Below are 14,418 nucleotides of genomic sequence, written 5' to 3'. Positions count from 1 at the left end.
GAACCTACCGGGCGGCCCCGCCGTCGTCGTCGAGCAGGCCGCGCACGTAGCCGGGGCGGTCGCTGATGAGGGTGGTCACGCCGGCGGCCTGGCACAGCCGGACGTCGTCCTCGGTGTTGACCGTCCAGACATGGATCTCATGGCCGGCCTGGCCGATCCGGCCCGCGAGGCGCGGGTGCTCACGCAGCACCTCGATGCCCGGGCCCATGATCCAGTCGCGGCCGATGGTGCGCCGCAGCATCGGCCAGTAGGCGGCCTCGCGCATCAGCTGCACCACGCGCACGCCCGGCGCCACGCGCTCGACCCGGTGCAACGCGGTGTTCGAGAACGACATGACCCGCACCGGGCTCCCGGTGCGGTGCCAGCCGAACTCGGCGAGCAACTCGCCCAGGCGCTTCTCGACCAGGCCGCCGAAGCGGGTGGGGTGCTTGGTCTCGACCGCGATCTCGATCGTGCGCTCGAAGTCGGCCGCCACCTCGAAGAGCGTGCGCAGCGTGAGCACCTTGCCGTGCTCCTCGACCCGCTCCGGGCGCTCGTCGTCGAGATCGGCCCACGGGTGCTTCCACGCCGCCACGTCGAGATCGGCCAGCTCGGCGAGGTCCATGGTCGACACGATGCCCCGGTTGCTCGCCACCCTCCTCAACGTGCGGTCGTGCACGCACACCAGGTGCCCGTCGGCGGTGAGCCGCACGTCGCACTCGAACCCGTCGGCGCCCTCCTCGAGCGCGGCCAGATAGGCCCCGAGGGTGTGCTCGGCGTGCTCGTGGCTCGCCCCTCGGTGCGCCAGGACGTGCGGTCGCATGGGTCCATTGTGCCCACCCGTTCGGGTGATGGGCGGTGAGTCGGCAACCGTTTCGTGGATCGAGATCGTCGCTGGCTCACCGCGCGGGCGTGGGGCCTCGGGGAGCGGTAGCAGCGCTCAGCTCTGGTCGCGCAGGTACCGGCCGAAGTGGGGAACGGTGAAGGCGATCCGGCCCCGCTCGCCGGAGTAGATCAGGCCTTTCTTCAACAGCGCGTCGCGGGCGGGGCTGAGCGACTGCGGCTTCTTGCCGAGCACCGCGGCGACGTCGGCGGTGGCGACCGAGCCGACGGCGTCCGGCTCGTCTTGCAGCTGCGCGGCGGCATCGGCCATGGCACGCAGGTAGTCGCGCTCGGCAGGTGTCGCGCGCTCGTACCGGGAGCCGAAGAAGCCGACCGCCAGCTCGCGCTCGGCCTCGGGCGCGGCGACGTCGACGTCGGCGGCGGTGATGGGCGAGCGCGGGGCGTTGTCCCAGACCGCCTTGCCGTAGGCCTGGATGAAGTAGGGGTAGCCGCCGGTGGCGGCGTACATCGCGGCGAGGCCGTCGACCTCGAACGCGGCGTCCTCGTCGTCGGCGGGGGCGGTGAGAGCGCGGTCGTGGGCCTCGCGAGTGAGTCGGTCGATACGGGCGTAGCGGAACAGCCGCTCGGAGTAGGACTTGCTGGCGCTGAGCACCGCCGGCAGGTGCGGCAGCCCCGCGCCGACGACGATGACCGGCAACCCGGACTGGCTGATCTCGTGACAGGCCGCGCACAGCGCGGAGACGTCGCCGGGGCCGAGATCTTGCATCTCGTCGATGAACACCGCGATGCCCTTGCCGACGTCCTGCCCCAGACCGCCGACGTCGCTGAGCAACTCGACCAGGTCGATCTCGATGTCGCCGGAGTCGGCTCTCCCCCGCGCCGCGGCCACGTCGATGCCGGGGCTCCACCGCTCGCGCAGCTTCGCGCCCGGCGCGGCGTCACGCTCGGCGAAGGCGCGGAGCACGCCGAGCACCTGGTCGCGCATCGACTCCTCGGGGTGGCTCAGCTCGCGCACCGCCTGGTGCAGCGCGCTCGAGAGCGGGCGTCGCAGACTCTGGTCGGGGCGCGCCTCGAGCTTGCCGGTGCCCCAGCCCTTGCGCACCGCCGCGCTGCGCAACGCGTTGAGCAGCACCGTCTTGCCGACGCCGCGCAACCCCGTGAGCACCAGGCTGCGCTCGGGGCGGCCACGTGCCACCCGCTCGAGCACCACGTCGAACGCCGCCAGCTCGTCGTCTCGACCCGCCAACTCGGGCGGGCGCTGCCCCGCGCCGGGGGCGTAGGGGTTGCGTACCGGATCCACGATCGCAACGTATCGGGGTGTCTAGTGATTTCGTGAGATTTGGTTAGCGGGTCGTAGCGGGAGTTTTATCGGGGGACCGATGGACCGTCCGGTTCCCCGATAAAGCCTCGTCGGGGGACCCGCACCTTCATCGGGGAGCCGATAAATCTCCCGCCGCCTAGGATGGCCGCGTGCCGGAGCTGCCCGAGGTGGAGGCGCTGGCCCAGGATCTGACGGGCCGGCTCGACGGGCGCGCCATCGTGACGGTGCACGTGCCGCAGTTCAGTGCGCTCAAGACCTACGACCCGCCGATCAGCGCACTCGAGGGCACGATGGTCGACGGCGTCGGGCGCCACGGCAAGTTCCTCGACATCGACGCCTCGGGCACGCACCTGGTGCTGCACCTGGCCCGCGCGGGATGGGTGCGGTGGCGCGAGGAGCTGCCGAGCCTGCCGCCCAAGCCGAGCCCGAAGTCGACGCTGGCGTTGCGCATCGTGCTGGACGACGGCACGGGGCTCGACGTCACCGAGGCCGGCACTCGCAAGAGTCTGGCCGCCTACGTGGTGCGCGACCCGCTCGACGTCCCGGGTATCGCCAGTCTGGGCCCCGACCCACTCACCGACGACTTCACCGCGCAGCGGCTCGCCGAGATCCTCGAACGCGAGGGGCGCAAGCAGATCAAGGGCGTGCTGAGACACCAGGGCACCATCGCCGGCATCGGCAACGCCTACTCCGACGAGATCCTGCACGCGGCGCGGATGTCGCCGTACAAGGCCGCCAACAGCCTCACCGACGACGAGCTGGCGGTGCTCTACGACGCCCTGCGCATCACCCTCGGCGAGGCGGTCGATCGCTCTCGCGGACTCGCCGCCAGCGAGCTCAAGGGCGAGAAGAAGTCGAACCTCGCGGTGCACGGGCGCGCCGGCAGGTCCTGCCCGGTGTGCGGCGACACGGTGCGCGAGGTGTCCTTCGCCGACTCCAGCCTGCAGTACTGCCCCACCTGCCAGACCGGCGGCAAGCCGCTCGCCGACCGGCGCATGTCCAAGCTCCTCAAGTGAGTGCGTGAGAACCAGGAGACCCATGCAGTCCACCACCGTGGCCGACGTGCCCAGCCCCCTGCCCGACGACCTCACCGTGCTCGACGTCCGCGAGCCGGTGGAGTGGGCCGCCGGGCACATCGAGGGTGCCCTCCACATCCCGCTGGGCGTCCTGCCCCTGCGGGCGCAAGAGGTGCCCCCCGGCCGGGTGCTGGTGGTGTGCAAGGTCGGCGGGCGCTCCGCCCAGGCCACCCAGTGGCTCGGCCAGCAGGGTCACGACGTCGTCAACCTCGAGGGCGGCATGCTCGCCTGGGACGACGCTGGCCGGCCCATGGTCAGCGACACCGGCCAGCCGCCTTTCGTGCACCTGCACTGACCCGCACCGACCAGGCGACCGAGCGGGTCGCCGAGGTCACTGACCCGACGTGGCCCCGGTGCCGCAGGCGGTGGAGGAGTACTGCACCAGCGCGGCGACCTGGCTCTGCTCGGTCTTGGAGAGATCCGGGGTCTGGAGCGACTGGAGCTCCTTGCGGCTGGCCTTCGCGTCGACGCCGCTGAGCACCTTCAGGTAGACCTTCAGACCCGCCTGAGCGTCAGCACCGGCGTCGTCAGGCAGGCCCGCGCTCTCGAGCGCGTCGTGCAGCTTGACCACGTCGGCGCCGTCCTGCACCGAGGTCATCGAGGCCAGGGCCTGGCAGAACTCCGTGTCGGCGTCGGCACCGGCCGAGGGGGCACTGCCCGCCGAGGCATCGCTGCTGGGCGTCCCGCTGCTGGACGACGAGGAGTCCGGGTCGGCGGAGTCGTCGCCTCCGCAGCCGGCGGCTCCGACGGCCAGGGCCAGGACGAGGGGCAGGGCGGCGAACTTCAACGGCTCGTGATCCTTTCGACACATGGGTACAACCTCCACCATGGCGGGGAGGACGACCCCGACGGTGCCACGCCAGTCCAAGCAGAGCCTGAGAGGCCCGGGGTCAGCTGGCGTCGGCCGACATGCTGGCCAGCATGTCATCGAGCTCCTTCTCCTGCTCGTCGAGGTAGGACTGCATGGCCTCGGGGTCGGTCGGCATGTCCGAGGGCAGGCCGCTCGCCAGGTCGCTGGGCAGGTCGCTGGGAATGGTCGTCGGCAGGTCCGAGGGCAGGCCCAACTCGTCGGCGCAGGTCGTGAAGAGGTAGTTGCCGAGGGCGCCCAGGCCCGAGCCGGCGTCGGTCGAGCCGTCGGCGAACGCCTCCTCGAGATCCTTCTCGCTGTCGGCGCCCTGCACCAGCGAGATCATGTCCTCGAAGGCCTTGCGTGCGTCGTCGGGCATGTCCTCCGGGGTGCCGACCTCGGCGAGCCGGTCGGCAGCCTTCTTGGCGGCGTCGAGGTCGTTCTGGTCGCCGTCGGTCGAGATGTCCTTGTACACCGCGCAGAAGTCGTCGGTGCTCGCGTCGTCGGGCGCGGCCTCGGGGTCGGAGGAACCGCCGCACGCCGTGAGGGTGCCGGCTACGAGGGCCAGCGTGGCGAGGGAGAGGCTGGAACGGGGGGTCAGACGCATGGGGGCTCCTGGCGGACGGCGCGGGTGCGCGGCGGTTGGCTGCGCCACCATGCCCAGGGCGGTTCCTTCTTAATCCTCTTCTCAGGTTCCGAGGCGATCCGAGGCACTGAACGCCTCCGGCGCAGGCACCGCCAGCGCCCGCGCGAGTCGGTCGAGGTAGCGCTCACGCGGGATCTCCACGACGCCCAGGCTGGCCAGATGCGCCGTGCTCCACTGCACGTCGACCAGCCGCTGACCGGCGCGCTCGTCGCACAGGAGGTCGACGAGCCCCACGAGCGCGACCTTCGAGGCGTCGGTGACCCGGTGGAACATCGACTCCCCGGCGAACAGCCCGCCGATGGCCACGCCGTACAGACCGCCGGCCAACTGGTCGTCTCGCCAGGCCTCGACCGAGTGCGCCCACCCCAGTTCGTGCAGGCGCCGGTAGGCCGTGACGATCTCCCCGTCGATCCACCCCTGCGGACGGCGCCGGTCGGCGCAGCCGGCGATCACCTCGTCGAACGCGGTGTCGACCCGGATCTCGAAGTTGCGCACTGAACGGCGCAACGACCGCGACACCCGCAGCCCCTCGAGCGGCAGCACGCCACGAGAGACCGGACAGAACCAGTACATCGGGTCACCGCGGTTGCCCGACGGCATCGGGAACAGCCCGTTGCGGTAGGCGGCCAGCAGGGTGCCCGGCTCCAGGTCGGCCCCCACGCCGACGAGGTCGTCGCGCAGGTCGAACCGGCGTGGGTCTCCGAACGACCACGCGGAGGGAGCGGGCTCGACGGGCATTGTGACGACGGTACGCCCGCTCGGGGGCCACGCAGGGGTGAGGGCGGGTCTCTACCATGCAGGAATGGCAGCGCGTCGCACGTCCGCCCGGGGGATCGCAGGCAACGTCGGGCGACGTCTCGCCCCGCGTCTCACCGAGCTCGCACCGGGCGCGACGTCGTCGTTCGTGCGGCAGGCGCTGGACCGCGCGATCCGCGGCGCTGGCCCCTTGCCGTCGGCAGCGCAGGCGGCCGCGACCGCCCTGGCCGCCCAGGAGCAGCCCGCCGGCTCCGAGGAGGCCATCGCAGGCGCCGTCCACGACATCATCGAGCAGCACGTGCGCTACGCCGGCGCCCAGGGCTTCGTCACCAACCTGGGCGGTCTGGTGACCTCGGCGGTCACGATCCCCGCCAACATCACCGGGCTCGCGCTCGTGCAGTGCCGGATGATCGCGGCCATCGCCCACCTGCGCGGCTACGACCTCGACGACCCGCGAGTGCGCAACGCCGTGCTGGTGTGCCTGCTCGGTGACGACGCCGTGCGCGACCTCGTGAAGCGCCGCGTGCTGCCGGGTGGTCCGGTCGAGCTCGCCGGCGCCCCGCCCGACAGCCGCGGCGCCGGGCCCGACCTCGACCGCCGTATCAGCAGCGAGGTGGGAGCCGAGATCATCTCCCGGATGGCGGGCAAGCGGCTCGCCGTCACGGTCGGACGCCGGGTGCCCGTCGTGGGTGGTGTGGTCGGCATGGGCGCCGACGGCTTCGCCACGTGGAAGGTCGGCCGCTACGCCGACCGGGTGCTTCTGCCGCGCAGCACCCGGTAGACCCGATGCAGGCCGCGACCTGCCGCGCTGCGGCGGACGAACGTGAGGATGCTCTCGCGCAGCGGGCGCCGTTCGTGGTGCGCGATCCGCTCGCGAGCCTCGTGCAGCTCGGCGGCCAACCGCGTCTCCTCACCGCGAAGCCGGGCGTTGTCGAGCAGTACCGCGCAGAGCGCGTCGAGCGCCGCACCGGACACCTGCGACTCGCGCGGGGCGTCGGGGTCGGCCCAGTGCTCGGGGGCCGGCGGGCCGAGTAGGTCGTCGAGGTCGCCGACGACGTCGTAGCCCCGCCGGCGCAGCTCGGCGATCCACGAGGCCGAGAGCTCGACGGCCCAGGGGTGCACGTCGGGTGGCAGCGCGAGTCGCGGTGAGCGGGAGCGGGCCGAGAGCGTCTGGTGGGCCAACAGCTCACGCACCAACGGGCGGTAGTCCGGCGGCGCGAGCACCGGGTTCACCTGCTGGTTGAGCCGGCGCAGCAACGCGGTCTCGGGCACGCCGAGCGAGGGGTTGGCCTTGGCGACATCGAGGTCGAGTTCGAGACCGGTGAGGCCGAAGGTGTGCTCGAAGCGGCGCCACAGCTCGCCCGCGTCGCCACCGGGGGGCGGCACGGTGACGACGTGCACGTGCTCGGGCGGCAGCTCGTGGGCCCAGCGGTCGAGCACGTCGGGCAGCTCCTGAACGCCCCAGAACCAGCTGGCGATACGGGCCTCTCGGGCCGGGTCGCGCAGCTGTGCGAGGAATCGCTCGAAGCTGATCGTGCTGCGGTGCTTGACGTTCTCCTGCCACTCGGCCGGGATCTGCCGCACCAGGTCGCGTGCGGAGACCACCACGTGCACCTCGGCGCCCGAGCCGTGGCCGAGGGATTCCAGGGCGCGGCCGACCTGGCTACGCGAGGCGGTCGCCAGGATCTCGTGGCTGATGATCGCCGTGCCCCGGTGTTCACGCACCTGCTGCGCCAGCGCGTCCCAACAGCCGATCGCCTCCGTCTCGAGCCCGCCCCACGGCAGTGCCATGAGGTCGAGGGCAGCGAGGAAGTGCGCGTCGAACCGCTCGGCCGGGTAGCTGATGCCGTGCTCGGCCAGCGCCTCCCGGTTGCGGAAGAGCACCTCCTGGAGCTGCGAGGTGCCGGTCTTGGGCGTCCCGACGTGCAGCAGCACGCGCTCGCTCACGCAGAGTCACCGCCTCGTCTGGTCGTCGGGCCCGCCAGCAGCACCCGGCAGGCCAGGCCGAGCACCCGCTCGACGTCGGGCAACCCGGGCTCCGCACGGGCGAGATCGCGAGCCCGCACCCCGAGCGACGCCGGGTCGCCCACGACAGCGTAGTGACTGCGGCGCAGTTCCTGCGGGAGGTCGCGCACCAGCCGGCGCGACCGGCGCGCGACCCACCGGTGCTGCTCGGGCGGGATCGCCAAGGCCGGTCCGGGCGCCGCGACGAGAGTGGGCAGCAGAACCTGCCGCAGCAGGCGTCGTCCGCGGTCGGGGGTCACGAGCAGGCCGAGGGACGACGACACGCGCCGCGCGAGCTCGACGGCGTCGGCCCCGGGGCGTTCGGGAGGTGGCAGCCGGCGCACCCCCACGAGGCCGGGCAGCGCGTCGTGGTCGACCACGAGCCGGACCCGGTGACCGCCCACCTTCTCGAGCCAGTGCCGCACCGCGCGCGGTGTGTCGATGCCGCGGGGCAGCCGGTCGTGCTCGGCGAGGCCCGCGAGGAACGCGGACCAGCCGGGCACCGGCGCTCGGGTGCTGAACGCGCGATCGGTCCAGAGGTCGGCGAGCATCGTGGGCAGGTCGGAGGCCAGCACGAAGGTCTCGGCACCCTCGCCGCCGCCCGGGGGGCGACCGCGGCGCCGCAGGTCGTGGCGCCAGTGCTCGGCCAGCCACGGGTCGCCGGCGAGCCGATAGCGGGTGCGCCAGGGTCGCCACCGCACGGTGCGCGCTTGCCACCGTGCCCGCGCGTCGGCCGCGATGTGGGCGAGGTCGTCGGGCCGGTCCGCCGGGTCGGCGGCCACGACGGCGCGGGCGACGAGCAACGCACTGACCCGCACGAGCTCGTCGGCCGGCAGGTCGGCGGGGTCGACCGGCGCCGGCCCGAAGGCGGCGGCCGGTGAGGCGGACGGCGTCGCACCGACGAGCTCGAGGTCGGGGCGGCCCCGCCCGGGAGCGCTGGCCCGCAGCACCCGCTCCGCCAGTGCTGCGTCGGGTGAGCCGATGAGGTTGAGGCGCCGCAACAGCTCGAGCTGCTGCGCGCCGGGCAACACCCGCCCGGTGCGCTCGCCGGTGCCGGCCCACTGTGCCCATGGGGTCGTACCACCGTCACGGAGATGCGCCACCCAGGCCCAGGCGCGGGCCTCGCCGCCAGCGTGGTCCGCAGAACCGTGCACCCCGTGGTCGGTCACGCCGCGAGCCTCACTGGTCGAAGAGCCGCCGCATCACGCGGCGGTGCAGCTGCTGGTCGGGATCCTCACGGCGGGCGGCCTCCTGCGTCATCGCGGTGAGCGCGTCGACGGCGGCGGCCAGCTGCTTCTTGGGTGAGATCTTGTCGGGGTTGACGTAGTCGCCCCGACTGACCGGCGCGGGCGTGAGGTCGGCGAGGTCGCCGACGACGTCGATGCCGGCCTGTTCGATCCAGTCGACCCAGCGCTGCGACTCCTCGGCCACCCAGGCGTTCATGCGTGGCGGCAGCAGCAGCTTGTCGCTGTCGCGGCCCGCGAGCTCCTGCTCGGCCAGCAGCCCACGCACGAGTCCGTCGTAGGCGGCCTCGCGCCGGGCCACGCGGCCCAGCCGCACGTTGAGCCGGCGGATCATCGCCGCCTCGGCCACGCCCAGCGACGGGTTCGTGCGGGTGGCCTCCTCCGGCGCCCAGGCGGGGTCGATGCCGGTGACTCGGCAGAACCGCAACCACAGCTCGTCGCGGCTGGCCGTGCCGGGCGCGGGCACGGTGATGACGTGCACGTTCTCCGGCGGCAGGCCCGCCGCCCAGGTGCCGAGCACCGAGGGCACGTCGAAGGAGCGGTAGAACCACGGCCGCCGGTTGCGGACCTTCTTCAAGAACCGACCGTAGGTCCACTTGCGGCCCTGCTTGATGCTCTCCTGCCACGCCGCGGGCAGCTGGCGTGCGAGGTCGCGGACGCCGTACACGACATGCAGGTCATCGCCGGCGTCCAGATCGCGCTTGGCCTTCTCGACGGCGGCCGCCGGGGCCGGCGCCAGGATCTCGTGACTCACGATGGTGGTGCCGCTGGCGCGGCGCACGCGGCGCACGAGGGCGTCCCAACTGCCCGAGGCGTGGCCGGGCTCGCCGCCCCAGTCCTGACCGAGCAGGTCGAGCGCCGCCCGGAAGTGGAACAGCGGAGGGCTCACCGACGGGTTGCGGCTGGGGAACGTGACGCCGTGGCTCGCCAGCGAGCGCAGGTTGCGAGCCAGTTTGTCCTGCACGTACGTCGTGCCGGTCTTGGGTGCACCGATGTGCACGTAGACCCGGCGCTGGGAGCTCACGAGGGGGATTGTGCCTCACCACCTCCCGCGCTGGTCCAGGCCCCACCACCCGCCGCCTCGTCGGCTAGGCCTCCTGCATCGCGAGCACGAAGCGGTAGCGGACATCGCCGGCACGCAGCCGCTCGATGGCTTCATGGGCGCGAGAGGCGGAAAGCACCTCGACGTCGGCGGTGATGCCGTGCTCGGCGCAGAACTCGAGCATGCGCACCGTGCTGCCCCGGCCGCCGCCACCGGCGGAGCTGAGGCGCTTGTGGCCGATGAGCAGTGCCATGGAGGCGATGCTCAAGGTGCCGAGGAAGCCGACCGGGTACAGCACCCCGCGATCGGCGAGCAGACCGACGTAGGGCTCCAGGTCGTGCTCGAAGCCGATGGTGTCGAGCACCACGTCGAGGCTGCCCGCGGCCGCCCGCATCGCGTCGTCGTCCTGGGACACCACGACCCTGCTGGCACCCAGGCGCAGTGCATCGTCGGCCTTGGCGATCGAGGAGGTGATGGCCGTGACCTCGGCGCCCATGGCGCGCGCCAACCGGACTCCGAGGTGCCCGAGGCCACCTATGCCCACGACCCCGACCCGCGAACCCGGGCCCACCTGCTCGGAGCGGAGCGGACCCCACATCGTGACGCCGGCGCACATCAGGGGAGCCGCCGCAGCCGGGTCGAGGCCATCCGGGAGGCGGTACACGAACTCGTCGCGCACCACGTAGGCGCCGCTGTAGCCACCGAGGGTGCGCTGGCCGTCGTGGCGGTCGACTCCGCCGTAGGTCAGGGTCGGGAACTGCGTGCACCACGCCTGCTCGTCGTCCAGGCATCGAGGGCACTGACCGCAGGAGTCGACGATGTTGCCGACCGCCACCCGGTCACCGACGGCGACACGGGTCACCTCGCTGCCGACCTCGAGCACCTCACCGGTGAACTCGTGCCCCGGCACCACGGGGAAGGCGCCAGGATCGGTGGCGTCGAGGGCGTGCAGGTCGGTGAAGCACACGCCGCAGTGGGTCACCCGCACGGCGACATCGTCGGGGCGCAGGTCGCGGCGCTCGATCCTGGTGGGCGCCAGGGCATCGCCGGGCTGCTGGGCCATGAGGGCTGTCGTCGAGATCATGAAAAAAACCTACCAGCTAGTTTTTTCTGCTCGTCCTCTCGCTTGGGTACGCTGCCCGCCATGCCGACCCCGCCCGTGACCGCGAAGGGAGAGGCCACCCGTCAGCGCATCCTCGACGCAGCGACGAGCGAGTTCGCCGCCTACGGTCTCGCTGGGGCCCGGGTCGACCGGATCGCCGAGGTGGCGCACACCAACAAGGGTCAGATCTACGCCTACTTCGGCAGCAAGGAGGCGCTCTTCGACGCCGTCTTCTTCGCCTCGATGCACCAGATCATGGCCGACGCCCCGATCGACCCCGACGATCTCGCCGACTGGGCGGTGCGTCTGTACGACGACTACCTCGACCACCCCGAGCGGGTGCGCCTGGCCACCTGGCACCGGCTGGAGCGGCGTCCCCACGGACTGCTGGTCGACGAGGACGACCGACTCGACTCGGCGAAGCTGCGCGGCATCGCCGAGGCTCAGCAGGCCGGCAAGGTGCGGCCGGCACTGCCCTTCGACGTCATGGCGCTGGTCATCGCCATGTCGTGCACCTGGTCGCCGACGAGCACGGTGTACACGGCGACGGCGAGCGAGGACGCCGCCACGCACGCCGCACGACGCGACCTGCTGCGCACGGCGGTGTCGGCCGCCGTCGCCGGCCCCGCCCGGGCCGGATCAGTCGGCTGAGGACATCGCCCGCACCACGGCGGACGGACTGGACCGCCCCAGGTGCTCGGCCATCCAGGCGCTGGTCGTCACGAGGGCGTCGAGGTCGACCCCGTGCTCGATGCCGAGCCCGGTGAGCAGCCAGACCAGATCCTCGGTCGCGAGGTTGCCGGTGGCGCTCTGCGCGTACGGGCAGCCACCCAGGCCACCCGCGCTCGCGTCGAACGTCGTGACGCCGGCCAGCAGGCCCGCCTGCACGTTGGAGAGCGCCTGGCCGTAGGTGTCGTGGAAGTGCAGGGCCAGCCTCTCCGGCCCGATGCCGGCGGCGCCGAACGCCTCGACCAGCGCGGTCACGTGGCCGGCGGTGCCGACGCCGATGGTGTCGCCGAGGCTGAGCTCTCCGGCGCCGAGGTCGAGCAGGCGTCGTCCGGCCTCGACCACCTGGTCGATCGGCACCGCGCCCTCCCAGGGGTCGCCGAAGCACATCGACACGTACGCGCGCACCGTGAGGCCGGCGTCCGTGGCCCGGCGCACGACCGGCTCGAACATGGCGAACTGCTCGTCGTAGGAGCGGTTGAGGTTGCGCTGCGCGAACGTCTCCGTGGCCGAGCCGAAGACCGCCACGTGCCGCAGGTCCAGCTCGAGCGCGCGGTCGAGGCCGCGCTCGTTGGGCACGAGCACCGGCAGGTCGCGGCCGGTCTCACCCAGGTTCGCCATGAGGTCGGCAGCGTCGGCGAGCTGGGGCACCCAGCGCGGGTGCACGAAGCTGGTGGCCTCCACGATCGGCAGCCCGGCGGCGAGCAGCCGGCGCACGAACTGCTCCTTCACCTGCAGCGGCACGACCTCCTGCTCGTTCTGGAGCCCGTCGCGGGCGCCGACCTCGTAGATCGTCACCCGCTCGGGCAGCCCCGCGGCCCGCACGACGGCGGGCCGGGTCATCGCCCCGGTCACTGCCCGCCCCCGTCTGCCTCGGCGTGGGCTGGTTCCACGTGGAACAACACGTGCCCCAGGGGCACCTGGCGCCCCACCTCGGCGGCCACCGTGGTGACGGTGCCGTCGTAGGGCGCCTTGAGCGCGAGCTCCATCTTCATCGCCTCCAGCACGCCGAGCGCCTGCCCCTCGGTGACGGCCTCGCCCTCGGCCACCCGGACGTCGAGCACGGTGCCTGGCATGGGGGCGACGAGGTCGCCGTCCGCCTCGTCGACATGGGACTGCGAGCCGGGCCGCAGGTCGAACCACTGCCCCGCGTGCACGACCTCGGTGCCCGCCGTGCTGCGGCGCACGAAGGAGGGCATCTCGTGCGGGAAGGTCGACACCCGGCTCAGGCCGTCGGGCAGCGTCTCCGGCACCGTCGACCAGCCGGCAGCGGGCAGCACCCGGCCGTCCTCGACCAGCGGCCCGACCGGTCCGCCCATCCGGAACGCGTCGGGCTGCCAGGCACCGTGGGGCGAGGAGGCCAGCTCTGCCCGCAGGGAGACCGCGGCGGCGGCCAGGGCGGGAGCCTCGTCGGGGGCGTCCAGCTCGTTCCGGTCGAGCCACGCGGTGTCGAGGCCTCCGGGGGCTCCCACGTCGCGGAAGGCGTCGTGCGAGGCCAGCGAGTGCAGGAAGCCGGTGTTCGTGACCAGCCCGAAGACCGCGGTGTCCGCCAGTGCGCGCACCAGCAACTCGCGGGCCGCCTCTCGGTCGGCACCGGCGGCGATCACCTTGCCGAGCATCGGGTCGAACGAGGTGGAGACCACCTGCCCCGACTCCAGCGCGTGGTCGACGCGGACGCCCGCCAGCGCCTCCGGCCAGTGCACGACGGTCGCGGTGCCCGCCTGCGGCAGGAACCCGCCGAAGGCGTCCTCGGCGTACACCCGGGCCTCGATCGCGTGACCGGTGAGGGTCAGCTCGGACTGCGCGGGCACGTGACCGCCCGCGGCGACGTCGAGCTGCATCGCGACGAGGTCGACCGGCTCGCCCCGCAGCCGGTGCACCGCCTCGGTGACGGGGTGCTCGACCTGGAGCCGGGTGTTCATCTCGAGGAAGTAGAAGTCGCCCGTGCCGCCATGCTCGGCGGGGTCGAGCAGGAACTCCACGGTGCCGGCGCCGGAGTAGCCGACCTGTCGCGCGAGGTCGACGGCGGCGGTGTGCATGCGGGTGCGGGTGACGTCGTCGAGCCCGGGGGCCGGCGCCTCCTCGAGCACCTTCTGGTGGCGCCGCTGCGCCGAGCAGTCGCGCTCGTGCAGGTGCACGGCATCGCCGTGGTCGTCGCCCATCACCTGCACCTCGACGTGGCGGCCGCGCTCGACGTAGCGCTCGACGATCATCGCGTCGTCGCCGAACGAGCTGGCGGCCTCCCGGCGGGCGGCGGCCAGGGCCTCGTCGAAGTCCGCGGCCTCCCGCACCACGCGCATACCCTTGCCGCCGCCGCCCGCGGCGGCCTTGACGAGCACCGGGTAGGTGAACGTGGCCGGGTCGGCGCCCAGGTCGTAGGCCGGCACGACGGGCACGCCCGCGCGCTCGGCGACCTCGCGAGCGGCGTCCTTTCGACCCATGAGGTCCATGACGTCGGCGCTCGGGCCGACCAGTCGGATTCCGGCCAGTTCCAGCGCACGGGCGAACGGCGCGCGCTCGGAGAGGAAGCCGTAGCCGGGGTGCACGGCGTCGGCGCCGGTCGTCACCGAAGCCGCCACGACCGCCTCGATGTCGAGGTAGCCGGGCACCTCGATCGCCTCGCCAGCCGCGCGCACGTGCGGGGCGCGTCGGTCGAGGTCGGTGTAGAGCGCGACGGTGGCGATGCCGAGCTCGTCGGCGGTGCGCATGACCCGCAGCGCGATCTCGCCGCGGTTGGCGATGAGCAGTTTCTCGATGCCTGTCATGGGGTCTCCGTCATTCTCCTTGTGTTTCGACGCACCCGTCGCGGTCTCGTCCCTCGACCGCGGGGCT

General features: G+C 72.8%; 15 protein-coding genes. 4 read left to right on the top strand and 11 right to left on the bottom strand.

Features of this window, described 5'->3' with window-relative positions:
• Positions 1 to 4: 4 nt before the first annotated feature.
• On the bottom strand, positions 5 to 802 hold the full coding sequence (locus ISG29_RS18730) for a glycerophosphodiester phosphodiesterase family protein (RefSeq protein WP_194504980.1): 798 nt from the start codon (positions 800 to 802) through the stop codon (positions 5 to 7).
• Between the two features lie 117 nt (positions 803 to 919).
• A complete protein-coding gene (locus ISG29_RS18725; protein ID WP_194504979.1) occupies positions 920 to 2,122 on the bottom strand; it encodes an AAA family ATPase in 1,203 nt (400 codons plus the stop codon).
• A gap of 170 nt (positions 2,123 to 2,292) precedes the next feature.
• Here ISG29_RS18725 and ISG29_RS18720 point away from each other — a divergent pair, with 170 nt between their 5' ends.
• Complete coding sequence (locus ISG29_RS18720; RefSeq protein WP_194504978.1) at positions 2,293 to 3,159, top strand: Fpg/Nei family DNA glycosylase; 867 nt, start codon at positions 2,293 to 2,295, stop codon at positions 3,157 to 3,159.
• 22 nt (positions 3,160 to 3,181) lie between these two features.
• Positions 3,182 to 3,514: a rhodanese-like domain-containing protein gene (locus tag ISG29_RS18715; RefSeq protein ID WP_194504977.1), complete on the top strand. Its 333-nt coding sequence runs from the start codon at positions 3,182 to 3,184 to the stop codon at positions 3,512 to 3,514.
• Positions 3,515 to 3,550: 36 nt separating this feature from the next.
• On the opposite strand, the gene ISG29_RS18710 is transcribed toward ISG29_RS18715, so the two are convergent.
• The 3 genes from ISG29_RS18710 to aat form a co-directional block, all read right to left on the bottom strand.
• Positions 3,551 to 4,030 (bottom strand): hypothetical protein, encoded by a 480-nt coding sequence (locus tag ISG29_RS18710; RefSeq protein ID WP_194504976.1) that lies wholly within the window; start codon positions 4,028 to 4,030, stop codon positions 3,551 to 3,553.
• A gap of 79 nt (positions 4,031 to 4,109) precedes the next feature.
• On the bottom strand, positions 4,110 to 4,673 hold the full coding sequence (locus tag ISG29_RS18705; protein WP_194504975.1) for a hypothetical protein: 564 nt from the start codon (positions 4,671 to 4,673) through the stop codon (positions 4,110 to 4,112).
• A gap of 81 nt (positions 4,674 to 4,754) precedes the next feature.
• The gene (aat, locus tag ISG29_RS18700) at positions 4,755 to 5,450 is read right to left on the bottom strand and encodes a leucyl/phenylalanyl-tRNA--protein transferase (protein WP_194504974.1); all 696 of its coding nucleotides are present in this window, start codon (positions 5,448 to 5,450) and stop codon (positions 4,755 to 4,757) included.
• 64 nt (positions 5,451 to 5,514) lie between these two features.
• Here aat and ISG29_RS18695 point away from each other — a divergent pair, with 64 nt between their 5' ends.
• Entirely contained in the window at positions 5,515 to 6,249 is a 735-nt protein-coding gene (locus ISG29_RS18695) for an EcsC family protein (RefSeq protein WP_194504973.1), read from the top strand.
• On the opposite strand, the gene ISG29_RS18690 is transcribed toward ISG29_RS18695, so the two are convergent.
• The 4 genes from ISG29_RS18690 to ISG29_RS18675 form a co-directional block, all read right to left on the bottom strand.
• Positions 6,210 to 7,415 carry a serine/threonine-protein kinase gene (locus ISG29_RS18690; protein WP_194504972.1) on the bottom strand — a complete coding sequence of 402 codons (1,206 nt, stop codon included), beginning with the start codon at positions 7,413 to 7,415 and terminating at the stop codon, positions 6,210 to 6,212. The genes ISG29_RS18695 and ISG29_RS18690 overlap by 40 nt on opposite strands.
• Complete coding sequence (locus ISG29_RS18685; RefSeq protein ID WP_194504971.1) at positions 7,412 to 8,641, bottom strand: hypothetical protein; 1,230 nt, start codon at positions 8,639 to 8,641, stop codon at positions 7,412 to 7,414. The genes ISG29_RS18690 and ISG29_RS18685 overlap by 4 nt, the downstream gene beginning before the upstream one ends.
• Before the next feature lie 10 nt (positions 8,642 to 8,651).
• A complete protein-coding gene (locus ISG29_RS18680; RefSeq protein WP_194504970.1) occupies positions 8,652 to 9,740 on the bottom strand; it encodes a hypothetical protein in 1,089 nt (362 codons plus the stop codon).
• A 64-nt stretch (positions 9,741 to 9,804) separates the two neighbouring features.
• Positions 9,805 to 10,842, bottom strand: a complete 1,038-nt coding sequence (locus tag ISG29_RS18675) for an NAD(P)-dependent alcohol dehydrogenase (protein WP_194504969.1) — start codon at positions 10,840 to 10,842, stop codon at positions 9,805 to 9,807.
• A 60-nt stretch (positions 10,843 to 10,902) separates the two neighbouring features.
• Between ISG29_RS18675 and ISG29_RS18670 the strand changes: the two genes are divergently transcribed.
• The gene (locus ISG29_RS18670; RefSeq protein WP_194504968.1) at positions 10,903 to 11,511 is read left to right on the top strand and encodes a TetR/AcrR family transcriptional regulator; all 609 of its coding nucleotides are present in this window, start codon (positions 10,903 to 10,905) and stop codon (positions 11,509 to 11,511) included.
• Here the strand turns inward: ISG29_RS18670 and ISG29_RS18665 are convergent.
• Complete coding sequence (locus ISG29_RS18665) at positions 11,500 to 12,429, bottom strand: hydroxymethylglutaryl-CoA lyase (protein WP_194504967.1); 930 nt, start codon at positions 12,427 to 12,429, stop codon at positions 11,500 to 11,502. The genes ISG29_RS18670 and ISG29_RS18665 overlap by 12 nt on opposite strands.
• A gap of 8 nt (positions 12,430 to 12,437) precedes the next feature.
• Positions 12,438 to 14,351, bottom strand: a complete 1,914-nt coding sequence (locus ISG29_RS18660; RefSeq protein WP_194504966.1) for an acetyl/propionyl/methylcrotonyl-CoA carboxylase subunit alpha — start codon at positions 14,349 to 14,351, stop codon at positions 12,438 to 12,440.
• Positions 14,352 to 14,418 lie beyond the last annotated feature (67 nt).

Source organism: Nocardioides acrostichi (assembly GCF_015319165.1).
Classification (GTDB): Bacteria; Actinomycetota; Actinomycetes; order Propionibacteriales; family Nocardioidaceae; genus Nocardioides; species Nocardioides acrostichi.
This window is presented reverse-complemented; position numbering and strand designations above follow the sequence as displayed.

Coding starts and splice junctions, on each gene's coding strand:
- ISG29_RS18715 (WP_194504977.1), top strand. CDS start 3,182: ATGCAGTCCACCACCGTGGCCGACGTGCCCAGCCCCCTGCCCGACGAC.
- ISG29_RS18675 (WP_194504969.1), bottom strand. CDS start 10,842: ATGATCTCGACGACAGCCCTCATGGCCCAGCAGCCCGGCGATGCCCTG.
- aat (WP_194504974.1), bottom strand. CDS start 5,450: ATGCCCGTCGAGCCCGCTCCCTCCGCGTGGTCGTTCGGAGACCCACGC.
- ISG29_RS18670 (WP_194504968.1), top strand. CDS start 10,903: ATGCCGACCCCGCCCGTGACCGCGAAGGGAGAGGCCACCCGTCAGCGC.
- ISG29_RS18665 (WP_194504967.1), bottom strand. CDS start 12,429: ATGACCCGGCCCGCCGTCGTGCGGGCCGCGGGGCTGCCCGAGCGGGTG.
- ISG29_RS18710 (WP_194504976.1), bottom strand. CDS start 4,030: ATGTGTCGAAAGGATCACGAGCCGTTGAAGTTCGCCGCCCTGCCCCTC.
- ISG29_RS18705 (WP_194504975.1), bottom strand. CDS start 4,673: ATGCGTCTGACCCCCCGTTCCAGCCTCTCCCTCGCCACGCTGGCCCTC.
- ISG29_RS18695 (WP_194504973.1), top strand. CDS start 5,515: ATGGCAGCGCGTCGCACGTCCGCCCGGGGGATCGCAGGCAACGTCGGG.
- ISG29_RS18730 (WP_194504980.1), bottom strand. CDS start 802: ATGCGACCGCACGTCCTGGCGCACCGAGGGGCGAGCCACGAGCACGCC.
- ISG29_RS18660 (WP_194504966.1), bottom strand. CDS start 14,351: ATGACAGGCATCGAGAAACTGCTCATCGCCAACCGCGGCGAGATCGCG.